Origin of the sequence: Algibacter lectus (assembly GCF_004368925.1) — a bacterium.
Taxonomy (GTDB): domain Bacteria; phylum Bacteroidota; class Bacteroidia; order Flavobacteriales; family Flavobacteriaceae; genus Algibacter; species Algibacter lectus.
Genome location: NZ_SORL01000007.1, coordinates 152,247 through 176,088, shown reverse-complemented (window position 1 = coordinate 176,088; position 23,842 = coordinate 152,247). Strand labels below are relative to the sequence as shown.

Below are 23,842 nucleotides of genomic sequence, written 5' to 3'. Positions count from 1 at the left end.
ATTATTATTTCACTAAAAGTTTTTTCTGAAAATTACTTTTTGGCGCTTCGCAAAGGGAGCATTCGTAAGTTTCATCGAGGTCTTCGAAGCGTGTATTTGGGTTAATATCTTGAGTGATATCTCCAAAGACTTCATTATATATAGTTAAACAATCTTGACATTGGTAAACGTTCTCTTCGGTAGTTTCTTTTTTAGGTTCTACGGCTTTCACTTCTTCACGTTGCGTACCGAGTTGCTCAAAATAGAGTTTACTTAGCTCCATTAATAAACCCGGAAGCTCTACCTTATCTACATCTTGCACATGCATAATGTACTCTCCCGTGTTAGGATCAAAGTTTTTAGCATAAAGTAAATTGTAGGTGTCGCGAACAATAAAATCGCCTAAAAGCTCTGGCTTTTTGTTTTTTTCTATAACTACAGATGTGAAATGATAAGATTTGCTTTCGAAGTTTGAAATCCCGAATGTTAATCCATAGGTACTTATATCGTTTTGATCAAAGTTTGTTACTAAATACTTTTTTAGGTTTAGCGCATCTTTATCATTTACGGGTAAATGCCAATTAAGCTCCAACATAGAGTGGCGCACATTAATACCGTAACTACCAAGAAATTTTTCCCATTTTAACTTAGAATCGATTGGCACACCTTTTACTATAAAAGATTTCCATGGGGTGATACAAATTTTGCCTATTTTACTTTCTGCACACAAATCGCACATGTCTTTAAGGAAAGTTAAATCGTACCTATTGTTTCTCCAATACAAACCAAGCCAGTATTTGTCGCCAAAACGGTTCATGCCTTCATAATAAGGAAATGGGTAAAAAGGAACTTCTAAAGGTTTATCTACCGTACGGTTATTTGTTTCTACAGCATCGTTTACTAAGTCAAAAAGCGTTTCAATGGTTTCTGGCTCTTCTTGCAAAACCTGCTCTATGGCAAGCTCTACCTTGTCCATATCCCAACTATAAATTAAAGCAGGATACATTTCTGTCTTTTTCCACTCGGGTAAACGCACGTATAAATACCAATAATCTTCACTTTCTGAAGCGATGAAATTTACATTACCTGTAAATAAGGGCACCAAACGTTGCTTAGGATCTATAATATTGATGCGTAATTTTAAATCGTGCTTAAATTGTTCTAATATATATAGGTAACGATCGCTAGTAAGCCAAGAGGTACTTGGCAAAATATCTGCCGATACGTACGATGATACAATATTTTCTATACCATCGCGCTTTGGTTTTATAAACTGAATTTTATCGAATTGAGAAAACTTCTCTTTATCTATCTCCTCTGGAAAAATAATATCTTGCCGAGAACCAAAAGAAATAGCATCTAAACCTAAACCTTCTGCGGCTTCGCAAATATATTTTAATTCACCTGGTGATAAAACACCTCCGTTAATTCTAAGTCTATATGGCTCCATAATTATGCTAATACTTTCGTGTTATTCAAAATTTCTTTTACTTCTGTTTTACAACTTCCGCAACCTAAACCTGCTCCTGTTTTATTGCAAAGTTCTGTAAAATCTTTACAGCCTTTTTCGATGGCTTCTACTATATTTCCTTCGCCTACTTGACTGCATGAGCACACTAATTTACCTATAACCGGAACATCGTTTGAAGCACCACGAAGCAATGTATTTCGTTTATCGGCCATTTCAATTTTACTCTCAATCATGGTTTTAAACTCGGCAAACTCATTTTTATCGCCCATTAAAACAGCACCTATTAACAAATCGTCTTTTACAATACATTTTTTGTAATAGCGTTTTGAGATATCGGTAAATATAATTTCTTGGTAACTTAAATCGTTTTCCGGAATATTAATTTCTCCAATACTACAAAGGTTTAAATCGTTGAATTTTAAAATATTCATTAAAACAGAACCGCTGTACGATACACTAATATCGCCAGCTATAAAGTTTGCTAAAATATTAGCCTGCTCTTCTGCTGCCGATGTAATACCGAATAGTTGATTGTTAAATTCTGCAATTTCACCAATAGCGAATATATTTGGAATAGACGATTGCAAATGCTGATTTACCTTAACGCCACGTCCGCACAGAATACCATTTTCTTTGGCTATCTCTATATTAGGACGCGTACCAATAGCATAAACAATAGCGTTTGCTGTTAAAAACTTTCCACTTTTAAGAGTAATATTAATTTCGCCTGTATCATCATCATCAAAAACAGTGCTAACTTCATTATCAAAATAAATTTGAATACCTCGCTCCTGCACATCTAATGCTAAAAGTTTACTAGAAACCTGATCTAACTGACGTTCCATTAAGCGTGATGCGCGTTGAATTATAGTGATTTTTACGTTTTTATGTTTCATGGCTGCTGCCAACTCTAAACCTAATAAACCACCACCTACAATTACAACATGTTGCTCTTCTGGAGGTAAACCCGTAGCATCTAAATAAGCTTTAAAACTATCGGCATCTTGCTTATTTCGCATGGTAAATCTACCTGGTAAATCTATTTGTACACCGCTTGGTATAAATGCACGACTTCCCGTTGCCAAAATAAGTTTACTATAGCTATGTTCTACGCCATTACTATCGGTAACAACGTTGTGTTTAGAATCTATATTTGAAATAGAGGTTTCTGGATGAACTGTTATTTTAAGTTTTTTTAATTCTAATTGTTTAATTTTTAAAAGCGCATCCCACGTTAATTCTTCAGTAATATACTCTGGTAATAAAACGCGGTTATAGAATAAATTAGGCTCTTTTGAAAATACATGAATTTCATCGACCTCGTTAGATTCTCTATAATTTTGAACAAACCTAAAAGCGGCTGCTCCTGCACCAACAATAATAATTTTATCTACTGGCTTTTTATATTTATTGACAGATACACAGGTAAATTTAAAATCAGGTTCTTTAGAAACGGGATCTACATGGGTATTTGTTAAGTTGTTTGCTCTATTTAAATTACTTTGAAGTTGTTTACCCCAATGCATTGGAAGAAATACAACGCCTTTTTTAATAGTGTCCGTTACTTTTGCACGAACACGCACAACACCGTTTGTACTTTTTATTTCTGAAATATCACCATCTTTAATTTTATTTAAGAACGCATCTACCGGATTAATTTCTAAAACAGGAGTTGGATAATGCGTTTTTAAACGCGATACTTTACCAGTTTTTGTCATGGTGTGCCATTGATCGCGCACTCTACCGGTTGTTAAAATTAAAGGATACTCGCCATTAGGTTGCACCGAAGTATTCTCGATGGTTGATGGTAAATTGAATATCGCTTTTTGAGATGGTGTATAAAATTTTTTATCTTCAAATAAACGTGGTGTTCCTTTATGTCTATATTCCGGAACTGGCCATTGAAAGGTGCCTTCGTTCTTTAATCTATCGTAATTTAAGTAAGATACATCAATATTTGTTCCTTTGGTCATTGATGCGTACTCATCGTAAATTTCCGAAGCATTATTAAAATTAAACCCTCGGAAGCCCATACGTTGTGCAAAATCGCAGAATATTTCAACATCTGGTCGCGCTTCTCCTGGAGCTTCAATTTCTTTTGGTAAATATGATATACGACGCTCAGAATTTGTCATCGTTCCTTCTTTCTCTAACCAACCTGCTGCTGGTAATACTAAATCGGCATATTCTAAAGTATCCGATTTATGCGAAATTTCTTGAACCACTACAAACTTCGCCTTTTTCATGGCACTTTCAATTTTGTGGGTGTTCGGCATACTCACCAATGGGTTAGTACAAGCAATCCAAACCGCTTTCAATTTTCCGTTTTCTAAAGCATCAAATAGTTCTGTAGCGGTTAAACCTGGTTTAGGTGAGATTTGATCGACGCCCCAAAACTGAGCTACTTCACGACGGTGTTCTTCGTTGCCTAAATCTTTATGTACAGCAAGTAAATTTGCCATACCTCCTACTTCCCGCCCGCCCATAGCGTTGGGCTGACCTGTTAATGAAAACGGTCCTGATCCTGGTTTTCCAACCTGACCCGTAATTAAAGATAAATTAAGTAGTGATACATTTTTATCGGTACCAACCACACTTTGGTTAAGTCCCATGGCCCACATACTAATAAACCCTTTAGAAACGCCAATAATATCGGCTGCTTTTCTAATATCTTTTTCCTCTACACCACAAAGTTTTGAAGCTTGTTTTAATGACGTTTTAAATATTAATTCTTTATAATCTTGAAAACCTTCAGTATGTTTTTTTATAAATTTTTCGTCTATTAAACCTCTTTTATACAAACATCTTCCGATGGCATTGTATAAAATAACATCGGTTCCTGGAAGTAATTGTAAATGTAAATCGGCAAAATTAGCAGAATCGGTTTTTCTAGGGTCAATAACTATAATTTTCACCTCCGGATTTGCTTCTTTACGCATTTCTATGCGTCGGAATAAAATAGGATGGCACCAAGCAGGATTTGCACCTGTAATAAGGAAACAATCGGCCAACTCAATATCTTCGTAAGATACCGGCACACTATCTTCTCCAAATGTTTTTTTGTATCCAACCACTGCAGAACTCATACACAGCCTAGAGTTGGTATCAATATTATTAGTCCCTATAAAACCTTTAGCAAGCTTATTTGCGATATAATATTCTTCGGTTAAACTTTGTCCCGATACGTAAAATGCAACGCTATCTGGTCCATGTTTTTTTATAATCGATTTAAAAACACTCGCTGCACGATCTAAACCTTCGTCCCAACTTACACGCTCTCTTGGATGTGAACGACTCCAACGCATTTCTGGGTATAGAATTCTATCGGAAACATCATTGGCTACATAATGCAAATTCATACCTTTTGAGCACAACATACCTTTGTTTACCGGATGATCTTTATCGCCCTCGACCAGCACTTTACCATTGCTATCTTTTTTAACAATAATTCCGCAGCCTACACCACAATATGAACACGTTGTTTTTACTTCGTTTTTAATCATTGAGATTCACATTTTACACTAAGTAACATTATTTAACTTCAGAAAACAAATTCATTTTTTATTATTCTGAATACTTTAAAAAAGATGCATTTAATTTATTATTTATTAAAAACACCTTTGTAATACTACCTTTTACTTTACCAGAATTAAGTTCTCTGGTTTTACTAAACCATCTACTTTTGCAACTTTCTCATCTTCCGTTGAAAAACGAATAGATAAAGAAACTACCGCAGTTATAACTACTGTGACACCAATTATGAAATAGCCACTAGAAACTGCGGTAGCTGATGCTGCTGATTGTGCGGCTTTAATAGCCTCTTCGCCTAAACCTTGACTAGCAATGATGGCGCCTTTTTCCGCTACGGCCGATTGTGATTTTAATAGCATTGCTGCTAAAAACGCACCTACATTACCTCCTGCTCCAACAATTCCTGAAACCGAACCTATAGCTTTTTTATTTATAAATGGAACTACCGAAAACGTTGCACCTTCTGCCATTTGAACTGATAAACTAAATAATATTAAGAATGCCACACCAATTACAATACTTGTTGTAGTAGAGAACGTAATTAACATTAAACCTTGTATAGCTAAAATGAATGCTAAAAACAAAACTCGCCCTCTTAATCCTTTTAATTTCCCGAATTTATCTCCAAAGAATCCGCCCAATGTTCTTGCAAAAATATTCATTAACGCGAATGATAACACAATGTTTCCTGCTGTAACACGCTCTAATTGAAAGGTGTTTTGAAGATAATCATCCATAGTACCATAAACCGTTAACTCGATACCAAAACTAGCTGCATAAACCACAAATAAAATCCAAACTCTATAATCTTTCAAGACTTCTAAAAACCCAATTTGATCTTTTTTAGTTGAAACCATTTCTCCTGAAGCTCTCAAGTCTTTAAAATTTCCGTTAAGTGTATCTTTAGTAAAGAAGAAATAAATAATCCCCATACAGAAACAAACAATTCCTGCAACAATCATAGAATATCTCCATGCATCAGCATCGGCAACACCAAAACTAACAACAGCGGCAGCAATTAATGGCATACCTAATCTGTTCGCTCCTCCACCAAGGTTTCCCCATCCGGCAGATGTTGCATTTGCTGTACCAACAATGTTTGGCGCATACATTAAAGATGTATGTACTTGCGTGATAACAAATGACGCTCCAATAAAACCAATAAATAATCTACAAATTAAAAACTGCGTTGGCGTTTGTACCAAACCACATAATATTACAGGTATCGCTCCAATAGTAAGTAACCAAGTATAACATAACCTTGGACCATACTTATCACATAATTTACCGATAAGCAAACGCGCAAACACGGTTCCTGACACGGCTAAAATTATAGAATTCCATTTTTGATCTGGTGTTAAACCTAAGTCTTTAACCACATCGGGCATAAATGGAACAATACCGAACCATGCGAAAAAACACATGAAAAACGATATAGAAGTTATCCAAAATGTTCGTGTAGAAACGCTTTTAAAATCTAATAAACTTAGTGTTGTTGACTTTGCTTGTGCTAAATTTGCCATAATTGATAATTTTATACTTACAAAACTAAGTATAATTACTTAATTTATACGTAAAACATATACGTATTTATAAATTTATACTAGATTAACAATTTTAGTTTAAACTTTTTGAGGATCTGGTAAAATGGTATTAAATTTTAAGAAGAAACTTATATTATGATAATTAACAGAAGACAAAAAACAGCTTAATTATTTATAAACTAAACCATTATACATAATAATTATAACAGTTTTAAATAAAAATAAAGCATAAAAAAGAGCTGATAAGTTTATAAAAACCTAACAACTCTAATATGTAAACACTACTTAAAACTTGTAAGTAGTTATCGTTAATTTGTTTACTCTAATCCGTATTCCTTGGCTTTATTAGATAGTTCCATTAAATTCTTAACCTCTAATTTTTTCATAAGATTAAACCGATGCACTTCTGCTGTACGTTTACTAATGTTTAGCTCGTCTGCAATATCTTTATTATTTTTAAGCTGAAGTACTAAATTAAGTATTTGTTTTTCGCGCTTTGTAAGCTTAAAAGGATCTTCTACAGGTTTTACTTTTGGAGCAACAGCTGTATTTGTATTACCGTTAACAAAGTTATTCATGATAATAGCTGACACATCTCCTGTAAAATATTTTCCACCAGAAGCTACTTTATTCAAAGCTTTTAAAAACTCTTCCTTACTTGCTCCTTTTAATAAGTAACCATCGGCTCCAGCTTGAATGGCTTGTAACACATACTCTTCCGAATCATGCATAGATAGTACAAGTGTGCGAACATCTGTATATAATCGATTAACCTCTCTAACAGCATCAATACCATTCATTTCTGGCATACGTATATCGATAATTAGCACATGTGGTTTATTGGTTTTAAGAACTTCCAAAGCCTCTTTTCCGTTTGAAGCTTCGTCTATAACAACTACACCAGACTGATCTTCTAAAAGCGCCTTTATTCCATCACGAACTAAAACATGATCATCTGCTAATACAACATTAATAATATCCATAAATAACAATTATAAGTACAAAAGTAAGACTTTTTAAGTAATGCTACGTAATTTGAATTTGATTGTTGGCTTAGTGTTATTAGAAATCACATAACTAAATTAGAAACCTCACTCTTATGTGATGTCTCGATGCCTTGACATGACAAAAGAAAATAAAAAACTAATCATCCCTTAAAGGAATATTCAAAGTAACTCGAGTTCCTTTGCCTTCCTCAGAGCTTAGAAACAAACGGCCATCTATATATTTTATACGTTCTTTCATAAAAGTCATTCCCATACCTCCATCAGCATTTTTAAAGTTTTTTACATTTTGAGGATCAAAACCTTTACCGTTATCATCAATAACAATGCTTAAAATATTTTTACTATGAGAAAGCGACACTAAAATATGAGTGGAATCGGCGTATTTTATCGCATTATTTATCGCTTCCTGGGTTATTCTATAAATATTGATTTCAACTAAAGAATCTAAGCGGTCAGAAAAATCGGTTTTATTAAAAAACACAATTTCTTTTGCTGTAAGTCTAGCTAATTCTTTTGTGAGTTTAGTTATTGCTGGCACTATACCATGATCGGATAATTCTGGCGGTGTTAAATTAAATGTTGCCGTACGTACACCTTTTATAATATTAGTGGTAAGCTCTTTTAGGTGTTCAATTTTGGAAGCCGTTTTTTCAATATCGTTTATATTTATGCTTTCCAAATTATATTTTAAACCTGTAAGCATTTGCCCAATGCCATCATGAACATCTTTAGCTATACGGTTCTGTTCTTTTTCTTGATTCTCAATAATTTTACTTGAAATAATTTTTTGCTGACTTATCTCTTCTTGAAAATTCTTTTTATTTAAACGTTCAATTTCCAATTGTCCCGCCTTTCGCTCCGTAATTTCAGAAGCTATAATAAGAAGTTCGGTTTTCTCATCATTTGGACTAAAAGGAATTATAGCCATTTCTAACCAAATGCTTTCTCCTTCTTTAGTAGTTGCTTTTACTTCACCTTGCCAACCCGTTTTTTTATATTTTGTTACTAAGTTTTCTAATGCTATTTTCTCACTTTCTATAGTAGACATCACATTCCAAAACATAGCCGTATCATTAAATCTAGAAAATTTAAAACGTCTTGAAAACTTATTACCAATATGGATAATTTGACCGCTAGATAAAATACGAGCAAAAAGCAAGGTCTCATCCATCGCCTGACTTAAAGCACGTAATTCTTTAATAGATTTTTCTTTAGCATAACTAAGCTCATCAGCATCGAAAGCCATTTTTTTAGCATGCTTTTCGGCCTTGAGTAATTCTGCTAAAGTTGCACGAACCGATTTTGCTGTTGGCCAAAATATAAACAGTAATTCTCCTAATAAAATAACTAACGTTAAAACCATTAAAAGCGTCTCTAGTGTGCCTAGCCAGCGTACTTTTTCGTCCGCCTCTAAACTATACTGATTCACTATTTGATCCATGATTAATAAGAAATCACCCTCGTTATCTCTAACCAAGTTAATATCTTTATTAAAACTTTCAAGAACCAAACTATCCTTACTTTCGATACTAGTAATAATGCGCTGTGCAGCTTTTTCTATAACTTCAAAAACAACATTTAAAGCTTTAAATTTTATGGAAATATCTTTGCTATTTTCCGCAGGTAGACCTAATTCAACATCTCCTTGTTGTAAAGCATTATGAGATAATTGCCAAAGTGACAATGTTTCCTTTAACCGGTCTTTAATAACAATACTTGCCCTAGGAGTTTCTGCAGTAGCTAGTAATAAAATTTCTTTGGTAAGTTTCTGACTCAGCATACGTTGCCTACCCGCAACATTTATAACTGTAGAATCACTCTGCTGCGCCTTTAAATGCTGACGAACAAATATATTACTTACAATTACCGATAAAGCAATGGTGCTTAAGGCAATAATATATAAACGGCTCAATTTACCAAACGTACGCTGATCTAAAGAATTGCCGTTTTTTGTCATTTATTTTAATTTTTAAGAAATAGCTTCTTTTACCAAAGCTAAACTCTTTTCGGTAAACTTAATTTTCAATGCCTCGGCATGGCCTTCATCAGACATTTTCTTCCAAGTTTTTTGTAGAATATCAATTATTTTTTCATCGCTGTGTTTAGCAGCGAACTCATCGAAGTAAAAATCAAGAAACACTAAACAAATAACATCTTCAATAGTTTGAGATTCTTTATTTTTCTTAATTAGTTTTTTAAGTACAATAGCCTTAACACGGTCTATAAATTCATCATCGTAACCTACTTCTTTTAAAATGTCACCAGTTAATTCTGCATGCATTTGCTTTAAATCTTGGCGCCATTTTAAATAACCAACACGATCCATTGGGTATTCATTTCTAGCAATTTTCCATCTGCAAATATGCTGAGCTCTAGCAGCTATCTGCAAGGCTTTAGAAGCATTCGGGTCAAACTGCAACAAGGTTCTACTCATGCGTTGTGAGTACAATAATTCTTTCGGATATTCCATACCCGAAACCGAATACGTATTTACATCTTCAGCATTTTTTTTATCAATTAAAGCAATCGCAGTTTCAAATCTTGTAGGTTTCATTTTTTCATTTTTTAATCTGAAAAGCCAATATACACATTTTCTCCTTCAATTTTAACAGGATAAGTTGCAATGGGGTCTAAATCTCCATTTAAATTCTCTCCTGTTAGTAATGAAAATGTTTTTTTATGCAACGGACAAGCTATTTTTGGAATTCCTTTATGATCGCCTAACATACCTCTAGATAAAACCATTTCTTGTTTTTCTGGAGACAAATTTTGACAAGCGTACCATGTATTTAATCTAGAAAAATTGAAAACAGCAATTTGCAAATCTTTATACTTTACACATGCTCCTCCATCTTTAGGAAAGGCATCTACTGAAGCTGCTTTAAACCAAACTTTTACGTCTTCTTCTTTTACTGTTTTGTATTTTGATAATAAAGTTTCCATAAATATATCTGTTTGAAATAAGAATTATTTTTAATTTTTCCAGTGTTCTGGCATTTTTTGATCTCTCATAGGAACAAATACTAAATTATCATCTCTATCATCTGAATTCACAAAATGATTAAAACGTTTTTTAGTGTTTTCATTCTCTATAGCTTGTTTCCATTCACACTCGTAAGCATCGATCAAAAACTGCATTTCTTTTTCTAATTCCGAAGCAATATTTAAGCTATCATCAATTACAATTTTTTTCAATTGTTCGATACCACCTTCTAACTTATCTAACCAAGCAGCAGTTCTCATTAATGGAGCAGCTGTTTGTATGTAATACATTAAGTAACGATCTAAATATTTTAAAACCGTTTCATTATCTATTTTTTCAGCTAATAACTCGGCATGTCTTGGGGTTGCACCACCATTTCCACCAACGTATAAATTCCAACCACCTTCTACAGCAATTACGCCAAAATCTTTTCCACGAGCTTCGGCACATTCACGAATACATCCCGAAACCCCACCTTTTAATTTATGCGGAGAACGCAAACCTTTATATCTATTTTCTAATTCTATAGCGAAAGAAATACTCTCATCTAAACCGTAACGACACCAAGTAGAACCTACACAACTTTTTACTGTTCTTAAAGATTTACCATAGGCATGTCCACTCTCGAAACCAGCATCTATTAACTCTTTCCAAATAGCGGGTAAATCGTTTAATTCTGCTCCAAAGAAATCGATACGTGCACCACCGGTAATTTTTGTATATAAATTGTATTTAGAACCAATTTGACCTAGAACAATTAAACCTTCGGGTGTAATTTCTCCACCAGCAATTCTTGGTACTACAGAATACGTTCCGTTACGTTGAATATTGGCTAAGAATTTATCGTTTGTATCTTGTGTAACATCTTCTTTATTTGGAGTGAAATTATATAAACTAGCAAAAATAGAAGATACTAATGGTTTACAAGTTTCGCAACCATGACCGGTTCCACAAGTATCAAGAACCTCATTAAAAGAGGTCAGTTTTTTAATTTTTATAATACCATATAATTCTTGACGACTATATTCAAAATGCTCACAAATGACATTTTTAACCGTTTTACCAAGAGATTTCAACGTTTCGTTTACCAAATCGGTAACCATAGGTTTACAACCTCCACAACTTGTACTGGCTTTAGTAGATGAAATTACACCGGCTAAATCTTCGCAAGAACCATCTTTAATAGCACCACAAATTTGACCTTTACTCACGTTTTCGCAAGAACAAATTTGCGCCGTATCCGGTAAATCTAAAGCACTACCAAAAGCACCGCCTTCGGTTGCTGGTAATATTAATTGTGCAGCATCTTCCGGGATAGCCATACCATTTAAGTATACTTGATGAAGCATATTATAATCGGATGCATCACCAACTAAAATCCCTCCTAAAAGACTTTTACCGTCGAGACTTACATTAATTCGTTTATATAAATGTTGTGTTTTATTTTCAAAAATAACCGAATGCCCTTTTGATGCCGGCATAAAAGGTTCACCAAAACTCGCCACATCAACACCAATTAATTTTAATTTGGTAGACATATCAATTTCGGCAGGCATTAAACTTTCGGTTTTACCTAAAATTTGATCGACAGCAACACCAGCCATATCATAACCTGGAGCTACTAAACCAAAAATCATTTGATTGTAAAGAGCAATTTCACCAATAGCATAAATACTATCGTCCGATGTTTGCATCTTGTTATCAACCACAATACCACCACGTACCCCCATTTCTAAACCGCAAGTTTTTCCAAGTTCATCTCTTGGTCTAATTCCTGCTGAAATAATAAGCATATCGCAATCTAAAACGTCGTCTTCTCCAAACTCCATTCCCGTAATTGCTTTATCTCCTAAAATTTGATTGGTTGCTTTACTTAGGTGAATATTTAAACCGATAGACTCCAATTTTAATTGAAGCACTTGGCTACTACGTGAATCTAACTGCCTTGGCATTAATTTAGAAGCGAACTCTACAATATGCGGCTCTAAACCCATATCCATAGCAGCTTTACCAGCTTCTAAACCTAATAACCCACCACCAAGCACAGCAGCTCTAGGGTTAGGATTTGTCTTTTTAACCTTTTCTGCATACGCCAACATGCCTTCTAGATCTTCAATAGTTCTATATACAAAAACACCTTCTTTTTCAACACCTTTTATTGGTGGAACAAAAGCAGATGATCCCGTAGCTAAAACTAAGTAATCGTATGAAAATTCACGGTCTTTAACCGTTGTTATGGTCTTTTTTGAACGATGAATATCACTAACACGTTCACCTGTTATTAATTCTATACCATTTTCGGCATACCATTCGGCAGGTGCCATTTCTAAAGCTTTAGCATCTTGATTTTCAAAAAACTCACTTAAGTGTACACGATCGTACGCTGGGCGAGGTTCTTCACCAAAAACCGTTACTTTAAATGCTTCATTTCCAGATTGTGCTACAAATTTTTCACAAAATTTATAACCAACCATTCCATTTCCAACAACTATGATATTTTTCATAAACTACGTATTTAATACAAAACTAAGTAATTTTACTTAATTTTAATACTTAAACATATAGTTTTTTACGTAGTGCCCTAATAATTACATATTTCCTAAATTGACAATCGTTTAATTAAGTATTAGGCAAAAAACAGGATTATGAATTATCAAAATATCAGGATTTAAACAGATGCTTCTACCGTAATCACCACACTTTTAGATGCTGGAGTCTTTGCGGTATGCGCAAAACTATCTAATGGTACCAGCACATTAGTTTCAGGAAAATATGTAGCACAGCAGTTTTTAGGGATATCATAACCAACCACTTTAAAGTTGTTAGCATGGCGTTTAACACCTTTAAATTCTGACTTTAAATTAACCACCTGATGTTCTTTTAAGCCACGTACCTCCATGTCTTCACGATTCATAAAAATAATACGACGTTCGTTAAAAACACCTCTGTAGCGATCATCTAATCCGTAAATTGTAGTATTAAATTGGTCGTGACTACGTATTGTCATCATAATCAATTCATCATCCTTTAATTTCCATTCAGGAAGTTTATTAACCGAAAAATTAGCTTTTCCTGTTTTGGTGTTAAATTTTCTAACGCGAGCCCCATTTGGTAAATAAAAGCCTGAAGGATTTTTTAAACGCGTATTGTAATCCTCAAAACCAGAAACCACTTCCGCAATATCATCACGAACCAATTTATAATCATCTTTATAAGATAACCATTTCACCTTAGTTTTATGTTTTAAAGTCGCATGTGCAACACCACAAACTACAGCGACCTCACTTAATAAATCATCAGAGCATGGCTCTAAAATACCTTTAGTAGATGATACCACACCCATTGAATTCTCTACACTTTGCACCTGTTCTCCAGATTTTTGATAATCTTTTTCGGTACGCCCTAAACATGGTAAAATCAAAGCTTCTTTACCGGTAACCAAATGCGAACGATTTAATTTTGTACTCACATGCACCGTTAAGTTACAATTAGCTAATCCTTGGGCTGAATAACCCGTATCAGGCACAGCTGAAATAAAATTACCACCTAAACCAAAAAAGACTTTTACCTTTTTCTCGTACATGGCTTTAATGGTTTCAATAACTGAAAAACCATGTTTTGCACTTGGCTTAAATCCATACTTAGTTTCAATTTTATCCAAAAAAGCTTGTGGAGCAGCTTCCCATATACCAACCGTTCTGTCGCCTTGCACGTTAGAATGCCCGCGTACAGGACAAGTTCCTGCGCCTTCCTTACCAATACTTCCTTTTAACAAAAGTAAATTAACAAGTTCTCGAATATTATCAACTGCATTTTCATGCTGCGTTAACCCCATGGCCCAACAGACAATAATTTTTTCATTGTTTAAAATTAAATCAAAAGTTTGATTAAAAATATCTACAGAAACACCCGAAGCTTTTAAGCATTCATCAAAATTATAAGTTTTTAAATCTGCTACAAACGCGTTGTAATCACTAGTATATTCTTCAATAAAATGTTTATCAAAAACATTACCTAGCTCCTCTTCTTTTTCTAATAATTTTAGAAGAATTGCCTTTATAAAAGCCACATCGCCATTTATAGTAATTGGCACAAAAACATCGGCTAATTTTGTACCACCTGTTAATAATTTTATAGGATTTTGAGGATCGGTGAATTTAATTAAGCCCGCTTCTGGCAACGGATTAATCGCTATTATTTTACCGCCATTATTTTTACATTTTTCTAAAGCACTTAGCATTCTTGGATGGTTCGTTGCTGGGTTTTGACCAATAACCATAACCACTTCAGCTTTATATAAATCGTCTAATTTTACCGAGCCTTTACCAATACCTAAAGTTTCAGTAAGCGCACTTCCACTAGCTTCATGACACATATTCGAACAATCGGGTAAATTTGAAGTTCCAAATTCGCGTACAAATAATTGATATAAAAAAGCCGCCTCATTCGTTGTTCTCCCTGAGGTATAAAAAGCTGCTTCGTCTGGATTATTTAGCGCATTTAAATGGCTTCCTACTTTCTCAAAAGCAGCTTCCCAAGAAATGGATTGGTAATGCGTAGCCCCTTCCGGCAAAAACATAGGTTCTGCTAAACGACCTGATTTACCAATTTCAAAATCGGTAAAATTTGCCAATTCATCAACAGAATATTTTGCAAAAAAATCGCGATTAATGGTTTTATTCTGTGCTTCTTCAGCAATAGCTTTCATACCATTTTCACAGTATTCACCAATAGCAGAACGCTCATCATCTGGATCTGGCCAAGCACAACCTGGACAATCAAAACCACCTTTCTGATTTATTTTCAATGATAACTTCAACGCATCAGAAGCTTTCATGTATTTATTAACTTGTATTGCAGCCGCTTTTAGAGCACCAAAACCTACCGTGTTTTTTGGAGGGGCTTCCGTTTTTAAATTGGTAAATCCCTCTGGTGTTTTTGCTTTATCTTTTGCTGAACTGCTCATAAATAATAGTGGTTTCTGTTTTAATTATCTAAAATTACATTTTTATATAAGACTTAATCAAATTGAAATAAAAATATTTCATAGCTAAAGAATGATTAAATAAAACATAAGACACAAAAATATCTTTATTCAAACGGAGATTTATCCTCTATTTTGATAAAATCATACTCTAAAACAGCTACAAACAAATGAATAAGCTATTTTTTAAAAATTTCCTTATGTAGATAATTATAATCTTCTTTAGAATCGATGTCTAAATTTTCAAATTGAGGTTTCAAAGAATTCACCGAATTAGCATACGTTTTCAAGAGAGTTTTAGCGCCATCGTCATCATTCAAAAGCATTAATTCTTCAAAATAATATTTATCAAAAATAACTGGCACACCACGCTTTCCGTTTTTATATGAAGTGGTTATGATCTGGTTATTATTAGGATTAAATGCATTACATAATTCTCCTAAAAACCGAGAATCAATTAATGGCTGATCAGCTAATACAATCATCACACCATCTACTTTATAGTTTAACTTCTGAATATATTCAACCGCAACAGCAATAGATTTTCCCAAACCCACCTTCCAAGATGTATTATTTAAAACTGTAACCGGATATTTCGAAATCTCACTTTGTATAATCTCAAAATTAGCACCTAAAACAACAACAACTTCTGATGAATTTAGCTCTAAAACGGTGTTTAAGGTATGTTCCAATAAGGTTGAATTGCCCCAATTTAGTAATTGCTTAGGACTTCTCATTCTTGTCGAAGCTCCTGCTGCTAGAACTACAGTGACTATATTTTGGTTTTCTTTTTTCATAAAATGAAAAACCTATTCCTGAGCATGAATGCGTCCTGATTTCTTACTTAAAGACATCGGATTCTGATTTCTAACAAGAGCTAAAATTTCCGAAACAATAGAAATTGCAATTTCCTGAGGTGTTTCTGCTCCAATATTTATTCCTGCTGGCCCATGAATAGCATCCAAAAAAATATCTGATATTTCTGGAGTATATTCCAAAAACTGATTTAATAAATCTTCTCGTCTACGTGATGGACCAAGTAAGCCAATATATACCGGATTCGTTTCTTTTAAAGCAACCAAATATCTTAAATCGGTCGCAAAATTATGAGTCATTAAAACTACAGCGGTTTGGTTATCTATTTTACTAACATTCATTTCTTCCGGAGAAACTGCATAAAATGTTTTCGCTCCAGGGAAATTTTGAAGAGATTTAGGTTCTAATGGTCCTGTAATTACAGAAACCTCCCAACCTGTTAATGATGCATATTTGCATAATTGAACCGCATCATGTTCTCCACCAATAATTATTAATTTAAACCTTGGCGGCATAGTTTGTTTGAAGACGGATAATGATTCTGATTTTGATAAATTTTCTTTTTCTTCGGAAATAGGAAACACTGCGCTATTATCAAATTTCACGAACGAACCAATTCCATCGAAAACACCTTCTTTTTTATTCAAATATGAAATAATTTCAAAAGAATATCTCTCATCAATACACTTATAAAACATATCTAGAAATACATCAGAAAACTGAATAGGCTCTATTAAAATATACAAAACACCTTCACAACCTAAGCGATATCTTCCATCATAAGTCATCATCTTAGCTTGTCCTGTTTTAAAAACAGAAGCCGATTGTCTTAATATTTCTTTTTCCACGCAGCCACCACTTACAGCACCAACCATACCACCATTTTCATCGATAAGCATTCTTACACCTGGCCTGCGATAAGACGAGCCATCGAGCGCCACTACAGATGCTAAAACGGACTTTAAATTTCGTTTTTTAGCTAGCAGTGATTCATTAATAATGTCTATAAATTCGTGTGTCATAAAAAGTATGAGTAATACACTTTATCCTAAAACTTTTTCTTTAGGCTCCAAGTTATTTATAAGCGGTTGTTTATTAATTCTGTTTCCTGTGGCCGCATAAATAGCATTAGCTACAGCAGCACCAATAGGCGGTAGTGTAGGCTCTCCCAATCCTGTTGGATCGATATCACTTTCAATAAAATACACATCTACTTGTGGCGTTTGCCCCATTCTAATCATCTGATAACTATCAAAATTATTAGATTTAGGTACACCATCTACAAACCCAAAATCTGCATACATAGCATGTCCAATACCATCCAAAACACCTCCTTTTATTTGATTCATTGCTCCAAACGGATTAACCACAATACCACAATCTACAGCACAGGTAACTCGTTTAACACTTGGCACACCATCTTCCATGGTAATATCAGCAACCTCCGCGACATGGGTATTGTGGCAGTAATAAACAGAAAGTCCTTGAAAAACGCCTGCTTCGGTTTTACCCCAATTCGAATTTTCAGTAGCCAATTGCAACACACCTTGTAATCGCTCCGGACTGTATTCTATATTAGCATCTGGATTATTTTTAACATTATCCAATAAATTCATGTGCATTTGCACACGATCTATACCTAATTCTTCGGCTAACTCATCAAAAAAGCTTTGTTCTGCACTTGCCAAGAAGTTAGTATAGGGCGCTCTCCAAGCTCCTGTGGTAATATTACTTTTATAATTTGCGGTATCTACTTGGTAGTTTTCAATTGCTCCTGCTGGAAAAAAGTTAGGTATTAAACCATACATATTTCCGTTAATAGAAGCTTCTTTTAAATGATATCCCGTTATTTTGCCATTTTTAATTGAAGCTGATATTTTATATTTCGAAGAAGGACGATATACACCCATCGTCATATCATCTTCACGGGAAGACACTAATTTTATTGGTTTTTGAATTGCATTAGAAATCTCGGCAGCTTCATAAACAAAATCACCATACAATCGGCGTCCAAAACCACCACCCATTCTCGTCATATCGATACTTACATCTTCAAGATCTCTTTCCAATAAATCGGCAACCACTTGAGCGGCTGCTTCAGGCGTTTGCACAGGCCCAACTAAACGCACTTTTTCGGGAGATACATTAGCAAAGAAATTCATAGGTTCCATGCAATTATGAGGTAGAAATGGCGACTCATAAACACGTTCAAGAACCTTATCGGCATTTGCAAAAGCGTGTTTTACATTTCCATCTTGCCGTCTAGTATTAAATTTATTTCCTTCCAATAAATCTAATAGAACTTTATCATGAGTTTCAGAACTCTCAAGAGCAGTTTCGGTTTTCCAAACAGCCTTTATGGCCTTCTTTCCCTTCATGGCATCCCAAGTCGTTTTCCCTATCACAACCACTTTATCCGTACCACTCATTGGCATCGTCCAGCTATTTTTTCCACTATCGTTATAGGCTCTTACTTTTTCTCCAATAGTAATTACATCAACCACTCCCGGTAAAGCCCTGGCTTCAGAATCATCAAAAGATTCTAAAATTTGACCAAAAGCAGGAGGCCTTAAAACTGTTGCATAAAGCATTCCTTCTTCTTTATAATCTAACCCATAGAGCGGTTTTCCTGTTATAATTTTATCAATATCAACATTCCCTTTTCCTTGGCCAATAATAGTAAAATCTTTAGGATCTTTTAAAGTTACATCTTCTGGAACTTCAAGCCCTGCAGCTTCTAAAACCACATCACCATAACCAAGTTTATCTCCTTTAACGTTAGTAATAACACCATTTTTAGCAGAACATTCTGAAGCATCAACGCCCCATCTTGCAGCCGCAGCATTAACCAACATTTGCTTTGCTGTGGCTCCTGTTTGGCGCAATGGCTCCCAACCAAAACGAATAGACTGGCTTCCACCAGCTACTTGCCGTGTATAATTTTTTGTATCCAAAGGTGCTTGAACCACGTAAACATCTTCCCAAAGCACATCTAATTCTTCTGCGATAATCATCGGCATCGATGTTTTCACTCCTTGACCAATTTCTGGGTTAGGTGAAAAAATAGTTACTTTTCCTTCTTCGGAAATTTTAATAAACGCATTAAAATCATTGTAATTTAAAGCGCTCAAATCTACAGGAAGTTTTGCTTCAGGTTTACAAGCATTGAATAAATTAAAACCTATTATCATACCACCACTAGCTAAAGCCGATGATTTTAAGAACGATCTTCTACTGAATGTCATTTTTTTTGAAGGTGCCATTTTGTGTATATTAGGTTGATTAACTTAATTTTTCTGAAGCCACTTTTACTGCTTCCTCAATACTATTGTAAGCTGCACATCTGCAAATATTCCCATGCATGGCATCTCGTATTTCAGTTTGTGAAGGACTAGGATTTGTTTTTAAAAAAGCCGAAGCTGTCATAATTTGTCCAGCTTGACAATAACCACATTGCGGAACGTCAACCTCTTTCCAGGCTTGTTGAACCGGGTGATCGCCATATTCAGAAAGCCCTTCAATGGTCGTTATATTTGCACCTTCAGCTTGAGAAATTTTCAACAAACAACTTCTAGTCGCGTTACCATCTACATGAACTGTACAGGCTCCGCACTGTCCAATACCACAGCCAAATTTAGTTCCAACAAGATTGATTTTATCTCGTAACACCCACAATAAAGGCGTATCGGCATCGGCTTCGACCGTATGTTTTTCGTTGTTAACTTTTAAGTTGAATGTTGGCATGATTTATATTTTGGTATTAAGATATTAAAAATACAATGAAAATGTTGCGAACTTATTATTTTAACATGAGATTAACCGACTCTTAATTATCTCTCCTTCCTCCTATTTTACCCTTTAAAAAAATGATACTATTGAAAATCGGCAAAATAATGGCATGAATTATTAAATATAAAATATTGTTTAGTCTTTAGCGTATTTGAATATTAGAAAGCAATAGCCTCAAAAAATTGACAATACGAACTAATTTGAAAACCCAAAAGTTATCCTAAACTATTTACAAACTCCAAAGCACGTTGCTCATTATAATAAACATTGTTTTTAGAAATAAAACCAACATGACCGCCATGTTCAGGCATTTCTAAAAATAAATTCGGATTGTTTTTTGCTTCTTTTACAGGATAACATTCGGGAGATAAAAACGAATCATTTAATGCATTAATAATTAACGTAGGCGTTTTTATATTGGGTAGAAATTGTCGGCTGCTACTTTTTTCGTAATAGTCCGCAGCATCTACAAATCCGTGTGCTTTTGAGGTATAAACATTATCAAAATCTCTTAACGTTTTAATAGAATTAAACGTTTCTAAAGACATTTCATTTGGAAATTTTTCCATTTTTAATTTTAGAGACGCTTTTAAATGACTCAAAAAACGACTCGCATAAGCACTATTTTTCAATTTATGTAATTCTACACAGGCACCATTTAAATCGCAGGGTGCGGAGATTGCGATGGCAGCTTTAACTTCCGTGGGAACATGATCGCGTTCGCCTAAATATTTTAAAATAATATTAGCTCCCAAACTAATCCCTTTAAGGTAGATGGTTTCATATTTTTTTTCTGAAATAAGGTGTTGAACAATATCAACCAAATCTTCAGTAGCACCAGAATGATAACTTCTAAACTTTGTATTAATCTCGCCCGAACAACCTCTAAAATTAACTGATACTGCATCTATTTCATTCTCATTAAAAAGCTTTGCAGCACCTGTTAAATAAGGACGTTGCGCATGCCCTTCTAAACCATGAAGCAACACAATACAGGCGTTAGATTTTTTAGGAGAAAAACTCCAATCTAAATCTATAAAATCGCCATCAGATAATGTTAAACGCTCACGTTCTTGCTCTAAATAAATTTTACGAACAAGCCCAGAATATATCGTAGAAACAAAGCCACTTTTAAAATAAAATTTAGGTTTGTAGGTCGATGTTAATATTGGCATTATCTATAATTATTAGTTGTTAATGAAAAACAAATATTTTTTCTTCTAAAGAACAAAAGTAGTTAAATTACAAACAGTTTTATTTTATTCTAGCATTTCTTAAAAGTGATTATACTTAGTTTACATTCTCACTAAAAAACTTATAAGAATTTTAGTGAGAATGTAAAAACACAAGATAAATTAAAAGTAGTTTAACTGTTACTTTTTCGACCGATAAGCACACTATTTGTTCCTTCAATATTTTTAAAAAGTGATATTTCAAAGTAAATTGACTTTTCAAAATAAGCAATTACTTGCTCTGTTTTCTTTGTCATTTTTCCTTTTAAACCTAAATTAAAAATGAAATATCCATTTTCGTTAACTAATTTTGAAATATTCTCACAAAAAATAACAGAATAAAATTGATCTGGAACTTCATTATTAATAAATAAATCAATAATAATCAAATCATGTTTTTTATTATTCTTTTTAACAAATTTGTAAGCATCATATTTACTTATCGTTAGGTTGTGCGCAGTATAAATATCAAAATCATTTTTAGCAATGGTTATAATCTTTTCGTCAATATCTACCGCTTGAATATATCCATTAAAGTCAAACTTTTTTCTTAAGGAAGATATAACGCTACCGCCTCCCAAACCCAATATAAGAACATGTTTAACATTATCAAACTCAATTTTAGAAAGTGCATATTCTAGAATTTTTTGAAGGGATCCATAAGAATAGTTAGCATCTTTAGTATTGAGCATTTTTTTACCATTATAATAGGTTATTTGTAACTTCCCATTGGTATCAGAATCGATAGTTTTAGCTGTTATAGGCCATATATAACTTAATATTTTTTTCATTGAATAGAAATTACAACTAATGGATTACGTTAAATTTAGATTGTTATTAAGCAGTTGAAACCCTAAACTTCTAGCGGTGTAAACTTAAAATCTGTTCCGTTAAATAAACCTTTATCACTTAGTTTTAACGACGGAATAACTAACAATGCCATAAATGAAAGCGTCATGTAAGGCGCATTTAAATTAGAACCCAATTGTTTTGCCATAACATCAAGATCAGCATATTGTTTACCAATAGTTTCACCATCTTTATCGCTCATAATTCCTGCAACAGGTAATGACACTATTTTTTCTTCGGAAGCAGTAACAGCACAAATACCACCTTTATTTTCTATTAGTAAATTAACAGCTTTGCAAATCATTTCGTCTGAAACTCCAACAGCAATAATATTGTGAGAATCGTGACCAACCGATGATGCTATAGCGCCTTCTTTTAATCCGAAGTTTTTAATAAATGCCATGGCTGGTTTTTGATCGTTGTAGCGATTAACAACCGTGATTTTCAAAATATCTTTTTCGGTATTTGAAACAAGATTACCGTCTTCAATTAACGAATCTTCAATTAATTCATTGGTTACAAGCTGCCCTTCTAAAGCCTCAATAACTCTTATTTTATCTGATGATGACGCCACTTTAAAATCTAAAATTTCTTTTTTAGTACAGTCGAAATTATTCAAGTTTGTAAAAGAAACTGGCTTAATTAACGGCTTACCGTTATCTGAAACCAATTCACCATTTATATAGGTTTGAAGTGTTTTAAAATCTTTTAAATCTTCTACCACAATACAATCGGCAACATCATTAATTTGTAATAAACCCACATCTAAATTATAGTGCTTCACTGGGTTTATGCAAGCCGCTTGCAATACTTTAAAAACATCGATGCCTTTGGCAACGGCTCTTGCACATAATTTATTAATATGATTAAGAATTAAATCGTCAGGATGTTTATCATCACTACAAAACATCATGTTTTCGAAATATTCTGGTAATAAATCGATTAAAGCTTCAAAATTTTTGGCTGCACTTCCCTCTCGAATTAAAATTTTCATACCTTTTTGAAGCTTCTCTAAAGCTTCATCATAAGTAAAACATTCATGATCTGTAGAAATTCCCGCTCTAATATATTTTGAAACATCATCACCTCTTAATCCCGGTGCATGTCCATCAACAGGTTTGTTAAAATATTTTGCCCAAGCTATCTTTTTCATAACTTCATCGTCATTAAATAAAACGCCAGGATAATTCATCATTTCTGCCAAATATTTAATATCTGGATTTTCTAAAAGGATTTTGATATCATCGGAATCTATAACAGCTCCAGCCGATTCAAAAGTTGTTGCAGGCACACAAGATGGTGCTCCAAAGTTAAATTTAAACGGTACTTTTTTTCCGTTTTCAATCATAAACTCTACACCTTTTACACCTAAAACATTGGCAATTTCGTGCGGATCGGAAACTGTTGCAACAGTACCATGAGTTACAGCTAAACGCGCAAACTCACTAGGCACTAACATAGAACTTTCTATATGTATATGTGCATCTACGAAACCAGGAAGTATGTAATGATTAACATTATGTTCTGCTTCTGTTATAGATGAAATTTTACCGTTTTCAATGGTGATTTCACCTTTATAAATACGCTTATTTTGTATATCGACTATTTGGCCTTGTAATATCATGACTTATATGTTTTGATAGTTTTGTTAATACTC

16 protein-coding genes are annotated in these 23,842 nt (G+C 33.9%); all 16 read right to left on the bottom strand.

Features of this window, described 5'->3' with window-relative positions:
* Nucleotides 1-4: 4 nt before the first annotated feature.
* The 16 genes from DFQ06_RS01770 to ade all read right to left on the bottom strand — a co-directional run bounded on the left by DFQ06_RS01770 (nucleotide 5) and on the right by ade (nucleotide 23,809).
* Nucleotides 5-1,429, bottom strand: a complete 1,425-nt coding sequence (locus DFQ06_RS01770; RefSeq protein ID WP_042494832.1) for a rubredoxin domain-containing protein — start codon at nucleotides 1,427-1,429, stop codon at nucleotides 5-7.
* Nucleotides 1,430-1,431: 2 nt separating this feature from the next.
* Complete coding sequence (locus DFQ06_RS01765; protein WP_133965678.1) at nucleotides 1,432-4,953, bottom strand: nitrate reductase; 3,522 nt, start codon at nucleotides 4,951-4,953, stop codon at nucleotides 1,432-1,434.
* A gap of 132 nt (nucleotides 4,954-5,085) precedes the next feature.
* A complete protein-coding gene (locus DFQ06_RS01760; protein WP_074936260.1) occupies nucleotides 5,086-6,504 on the bottom strand; it encodes an MFS transporter in 1,419 nt (472 codons plus the stop codon).
* Nucleotides 6,505-6,842: 338 nt separating this feature from the next.
* Nucleotides 6,843-7,508, bottom strand: coding sequence for a response regulator transcription factor (locus DFQ06_RS01755; RefSeq protein ID WP_042494830.1), 666 nt, complete (start codon nucleotides 7,506-7,508; stop codon nucleotides 6,843-6,845).
* A 160-nt stretch (nucleotides 7,509-7,668) separates the two neighbouring features.
* Nucleotides 7,669-9,489: a sensor histidine kinase gene (locus DFQ06_RS01750; RefSeq protein ID WP_133965676.1), complete on the bottom strand. Its 1,821-nt coding sequence runs from the start codon at nucleotides 9,487-9,489 to the stop codon at nucleotides 7,669-7,671.
* 12 nt (nucleotides 9,490-9,501) lie between these two features.
* Entirely contained in the window at nucleotides 9,502-10,086 is a 585-nt protein-coding gene (locus tag DFQ06_RS01745) for a DUF4202 domain-containing protein (protein WP_133965674.1), read from the bottom strand.
* An 11-nt stretch (nucleotides 10,087-10,097) separates the two neighbouring features.
* On the bottom strand, nucleotides 10,098-10,475 hold the full coding sequence (gene nirD, locus DFQ06_RS01740) for a nitrite reductase small subunit NirD (RefSeq protein ID WP_042494828.1): 378 nt from the start codon (nucleotides 10,473-10,475) through the stop codon (nucleotides 10,098-10,100).
* Between the two features lie 30 nt (nucleotides 10,476-10,505).
* Nucleotides 10,506-13,019, bottom strand: a complete 2,514-nt coding sequence (gene nirB, locus DFQ06_RS01735; RefSeq protein WP_074936265.1) for a nitrite reductase large subunit NirB — start codon at nucleotides 13,017-13,019, stop codon at nucleotides 10,506-10,508.
* Nucleotides 13,020-13,183: 164 nt separating this feature from the next.
* On the bottom strand, nucleotides 13,184-15,481 hold the full coding sequence (locus tag DFQ06_RS01730; RefSeq protein WP_133965672.1) for an FdhF/YdeP family oxidoreductase: 2,298 nt from the start codon (nucleotides 15,479-15,481) through the stop codon (nucleotides 13,184-13,186).
* Nucleotides 15,482-15,678: 197 nt separating this feature from the next.
* A complete protein-coding gene (locus DFQ06_RS01725; RefSeq protein WP_133965670.1) occupies nucleotides 15,679-16,296 on the bottom strand; it encodes a nucleotidyltransferase family protein in 618 nt (205 codons plus the stop codon).
* A gap of 12 nt (nucleotides 16,297-16,308) precedes the next feature.
* On the bottom strand, nucleotides 16,309-17,337 hold the full coding sequence (locus DFQ06_RS01720) for an XdhC family protein (RefSeq protein WP_133965668.1): 1,029 nt from the start codon (nucleotides 17,335-17,337) through the stop codon (nucleotides 16,309-16,311).
* Nucleotides 17,338-17,358: 21 nt separating this feature from the next.
* On the bottom strand, nucleotides 17,359-19,560 hold the full coding sequence (locus DFQ06_RS01715; RefSeq protein WP_235833457.1) for a xanthine dehydrogenase family protein molybdopterin-binding subunit: 2,202 nt from the start codon (nucleotides 19,558-19,560) through the stop codon (nucleotides 17,359-17,361).
* Nucleotides 19,561-19,597: 37 nt separating this feature from the next.
* Nucleotides 19,598-20,059, bottom strand: a complete 462-nt coding sequence (locus DFQ06_RS01710) for a (2Fe-2S)-binding protein (RefSeq protein WP_042494825.1) — start codon at nucleotides 20,057-20,059, stop codon at nucleotides 19,598-19,600.
* Nucleotides 20,060-20,319: 260 nt separating this feature from the next.
* Nucleotides 20,320-21,279: a YheT family hydrolase gene (locus DFQ06_RS01705; protein ID WP_042494824.1), complete on the bottom strand. Its 960-nt coding sequence runs from the start codon at nucleotides 21,277-21,279 to the stop codon at nucleotides 20,320-20,322.
* A 191-nt stretch (nucleotides 21,280-21,470) separates the two neighbouring features.
* On the bottom strand, nucleotides 21,471-22,127 hold the full coding sequence (locus DFQ06_RS01700; RefSeq protein ID WP_042494823.1) for a spermidine synthase: 657 nt from the start codon (nucleotides 22,125-22,127) through the stop codon (nucleotides 21,471-21,473).
* A 62-nt stretch (nucleotides 22,128-22,189) separates the two neighbouring features.
* Complete coding sequence (ade, locus tag DFQ06_RS01695; RefSeq protein ID WP_133965664.1) at nucleotides 22,190-23,809, bottom strand: adenine deaminase; 1,620 nt, start codon at nucleotides 23,807-23,809, stop codon at nucleotides 22,190-22,192.
* Between the last annotated feature and the right edge of the window lie 33 nt (nucleotides 23,810-23,842).

What these genes read in the sequence shown, in the direction of transcription:
- DFQ06_RS01770 (WP_042494832.1), bottom strand. Translation starts at nt 1,429, where the DNA reads ATGGAGCCATATAGACTTAGAATTAACGGAGGTGTTTTATCACCAGGT.
- DFQ06_RS01765 (WP_133965678.1), bottom strand. Translation starts at nt 4,953, where the DNA reads ATGATTAAAAACGAAGTAAAAACAACGTGTTCATATTGTGGTGTAGGC.
- DFQ06_RS01760 (WP_074936260.1), bottom strand. Translation starts at nt 6,504, where the DNA reads ATGGCAAATTTAGCACAAGCAAAGTCAACAACACTAAGTTTATTAGAT.
- DFQ06_RS01755 (WP_042494830.1), bottom strand. Translation starts at nt 7,508, where the DNA reads ATGGATATTATTAATGTTGTATTAGCAGATGATCATGTTTTAGTTCGT.
- DFQ06_RS01750 (WP_133965676.1), bottom strand. Translation starts at nt 9,489, where the DNA reads ATGACAAAAAACGGCAATTCTTTAGATCAGCGTACGTTTGGTAAATTG.
- DFQ06_RS01745 (WP_133965674.1), bottom strand. Translation starts at nt 10,086, where the DNA reads ATGAAACCTACAAGATTTGAAACTGCGATTGCTTTAATTGATAAAAAA.
- nirD (WP_042494828.1), bottom strand. Translation starts at nt 10,475, where the DNA reads ATGGAAACTTTATTATCAAAATACAAAACAGTAAAAGAAGAAGACGTA.
- nirB (WP_074936265.1), bottom strand. Translation starts at nt 13,019, where the DNA reads ATGAAAAATATCATAGTTGTTGGAAATGGAATGGTTGGTTATAAATTT.
- DFQ06_RS01730 (WP_133965672.1), bottom strand. Translation starts at nt 15,481, where the DNA reads ATGAGCAGTTCAGCAAAAGATAAAGCAAAAACACCAGAGGGATTTACC.
- DFQ06_RS01725 (WP_133965670.1), bottom strand. Translation starts at nt 16,296, where the DNA reads ATGAAAAAAGAAAACCAAAATATAGTCACTGTAGTTCTAGCAGCAGGA.
- DFQ06_RS01720 (WP_133965668.1), bottom strand. Translation starts at nt 17,337, where the DNA reads ATGACACACGAATTTATAGACATTATTAATGAATCACTGCTAGCTAAA.
- DFQ06_RS01715 (WP_235833457.1), bottom strand. Translation starts at nt 19,560, where the DNA reads ATGACATTCAGTAGAAGATCGTTCTTAAAATCATCGGCTTTAGCTAGT.
- DFQ06_RS01710 (WP_042494825.1), bottom strand. Translation starts at nt 20,059, where the DNA reads ATGCCAACATTCAACTTAAAAGTTAACAACGAAAAACATACGGTCGAA.
- DFQ06_RS01705 (WP_042494824.1), bottom strand. Translation starts at nt 21,279, where the DNA reads ATGCCAATATTAACATCGACCTACAAACCTAAATTTTATTTTAAAAGT.
- DFQ06_RS01700 (WP_042494823.1), bottom strand. Translation starts at nt 22,127, where the DNA reads ATGAAAAAAATATTAAGTTATATATGGCCTATAACAGCTAAAACTATC.
- ade (WP_133965664.1), bottom strand. Translation starts at nt 23,809, where the DNA reads ATGATATTACAAGGCCAAATAGTCGATATACAAAATAAGCGTATTTAT.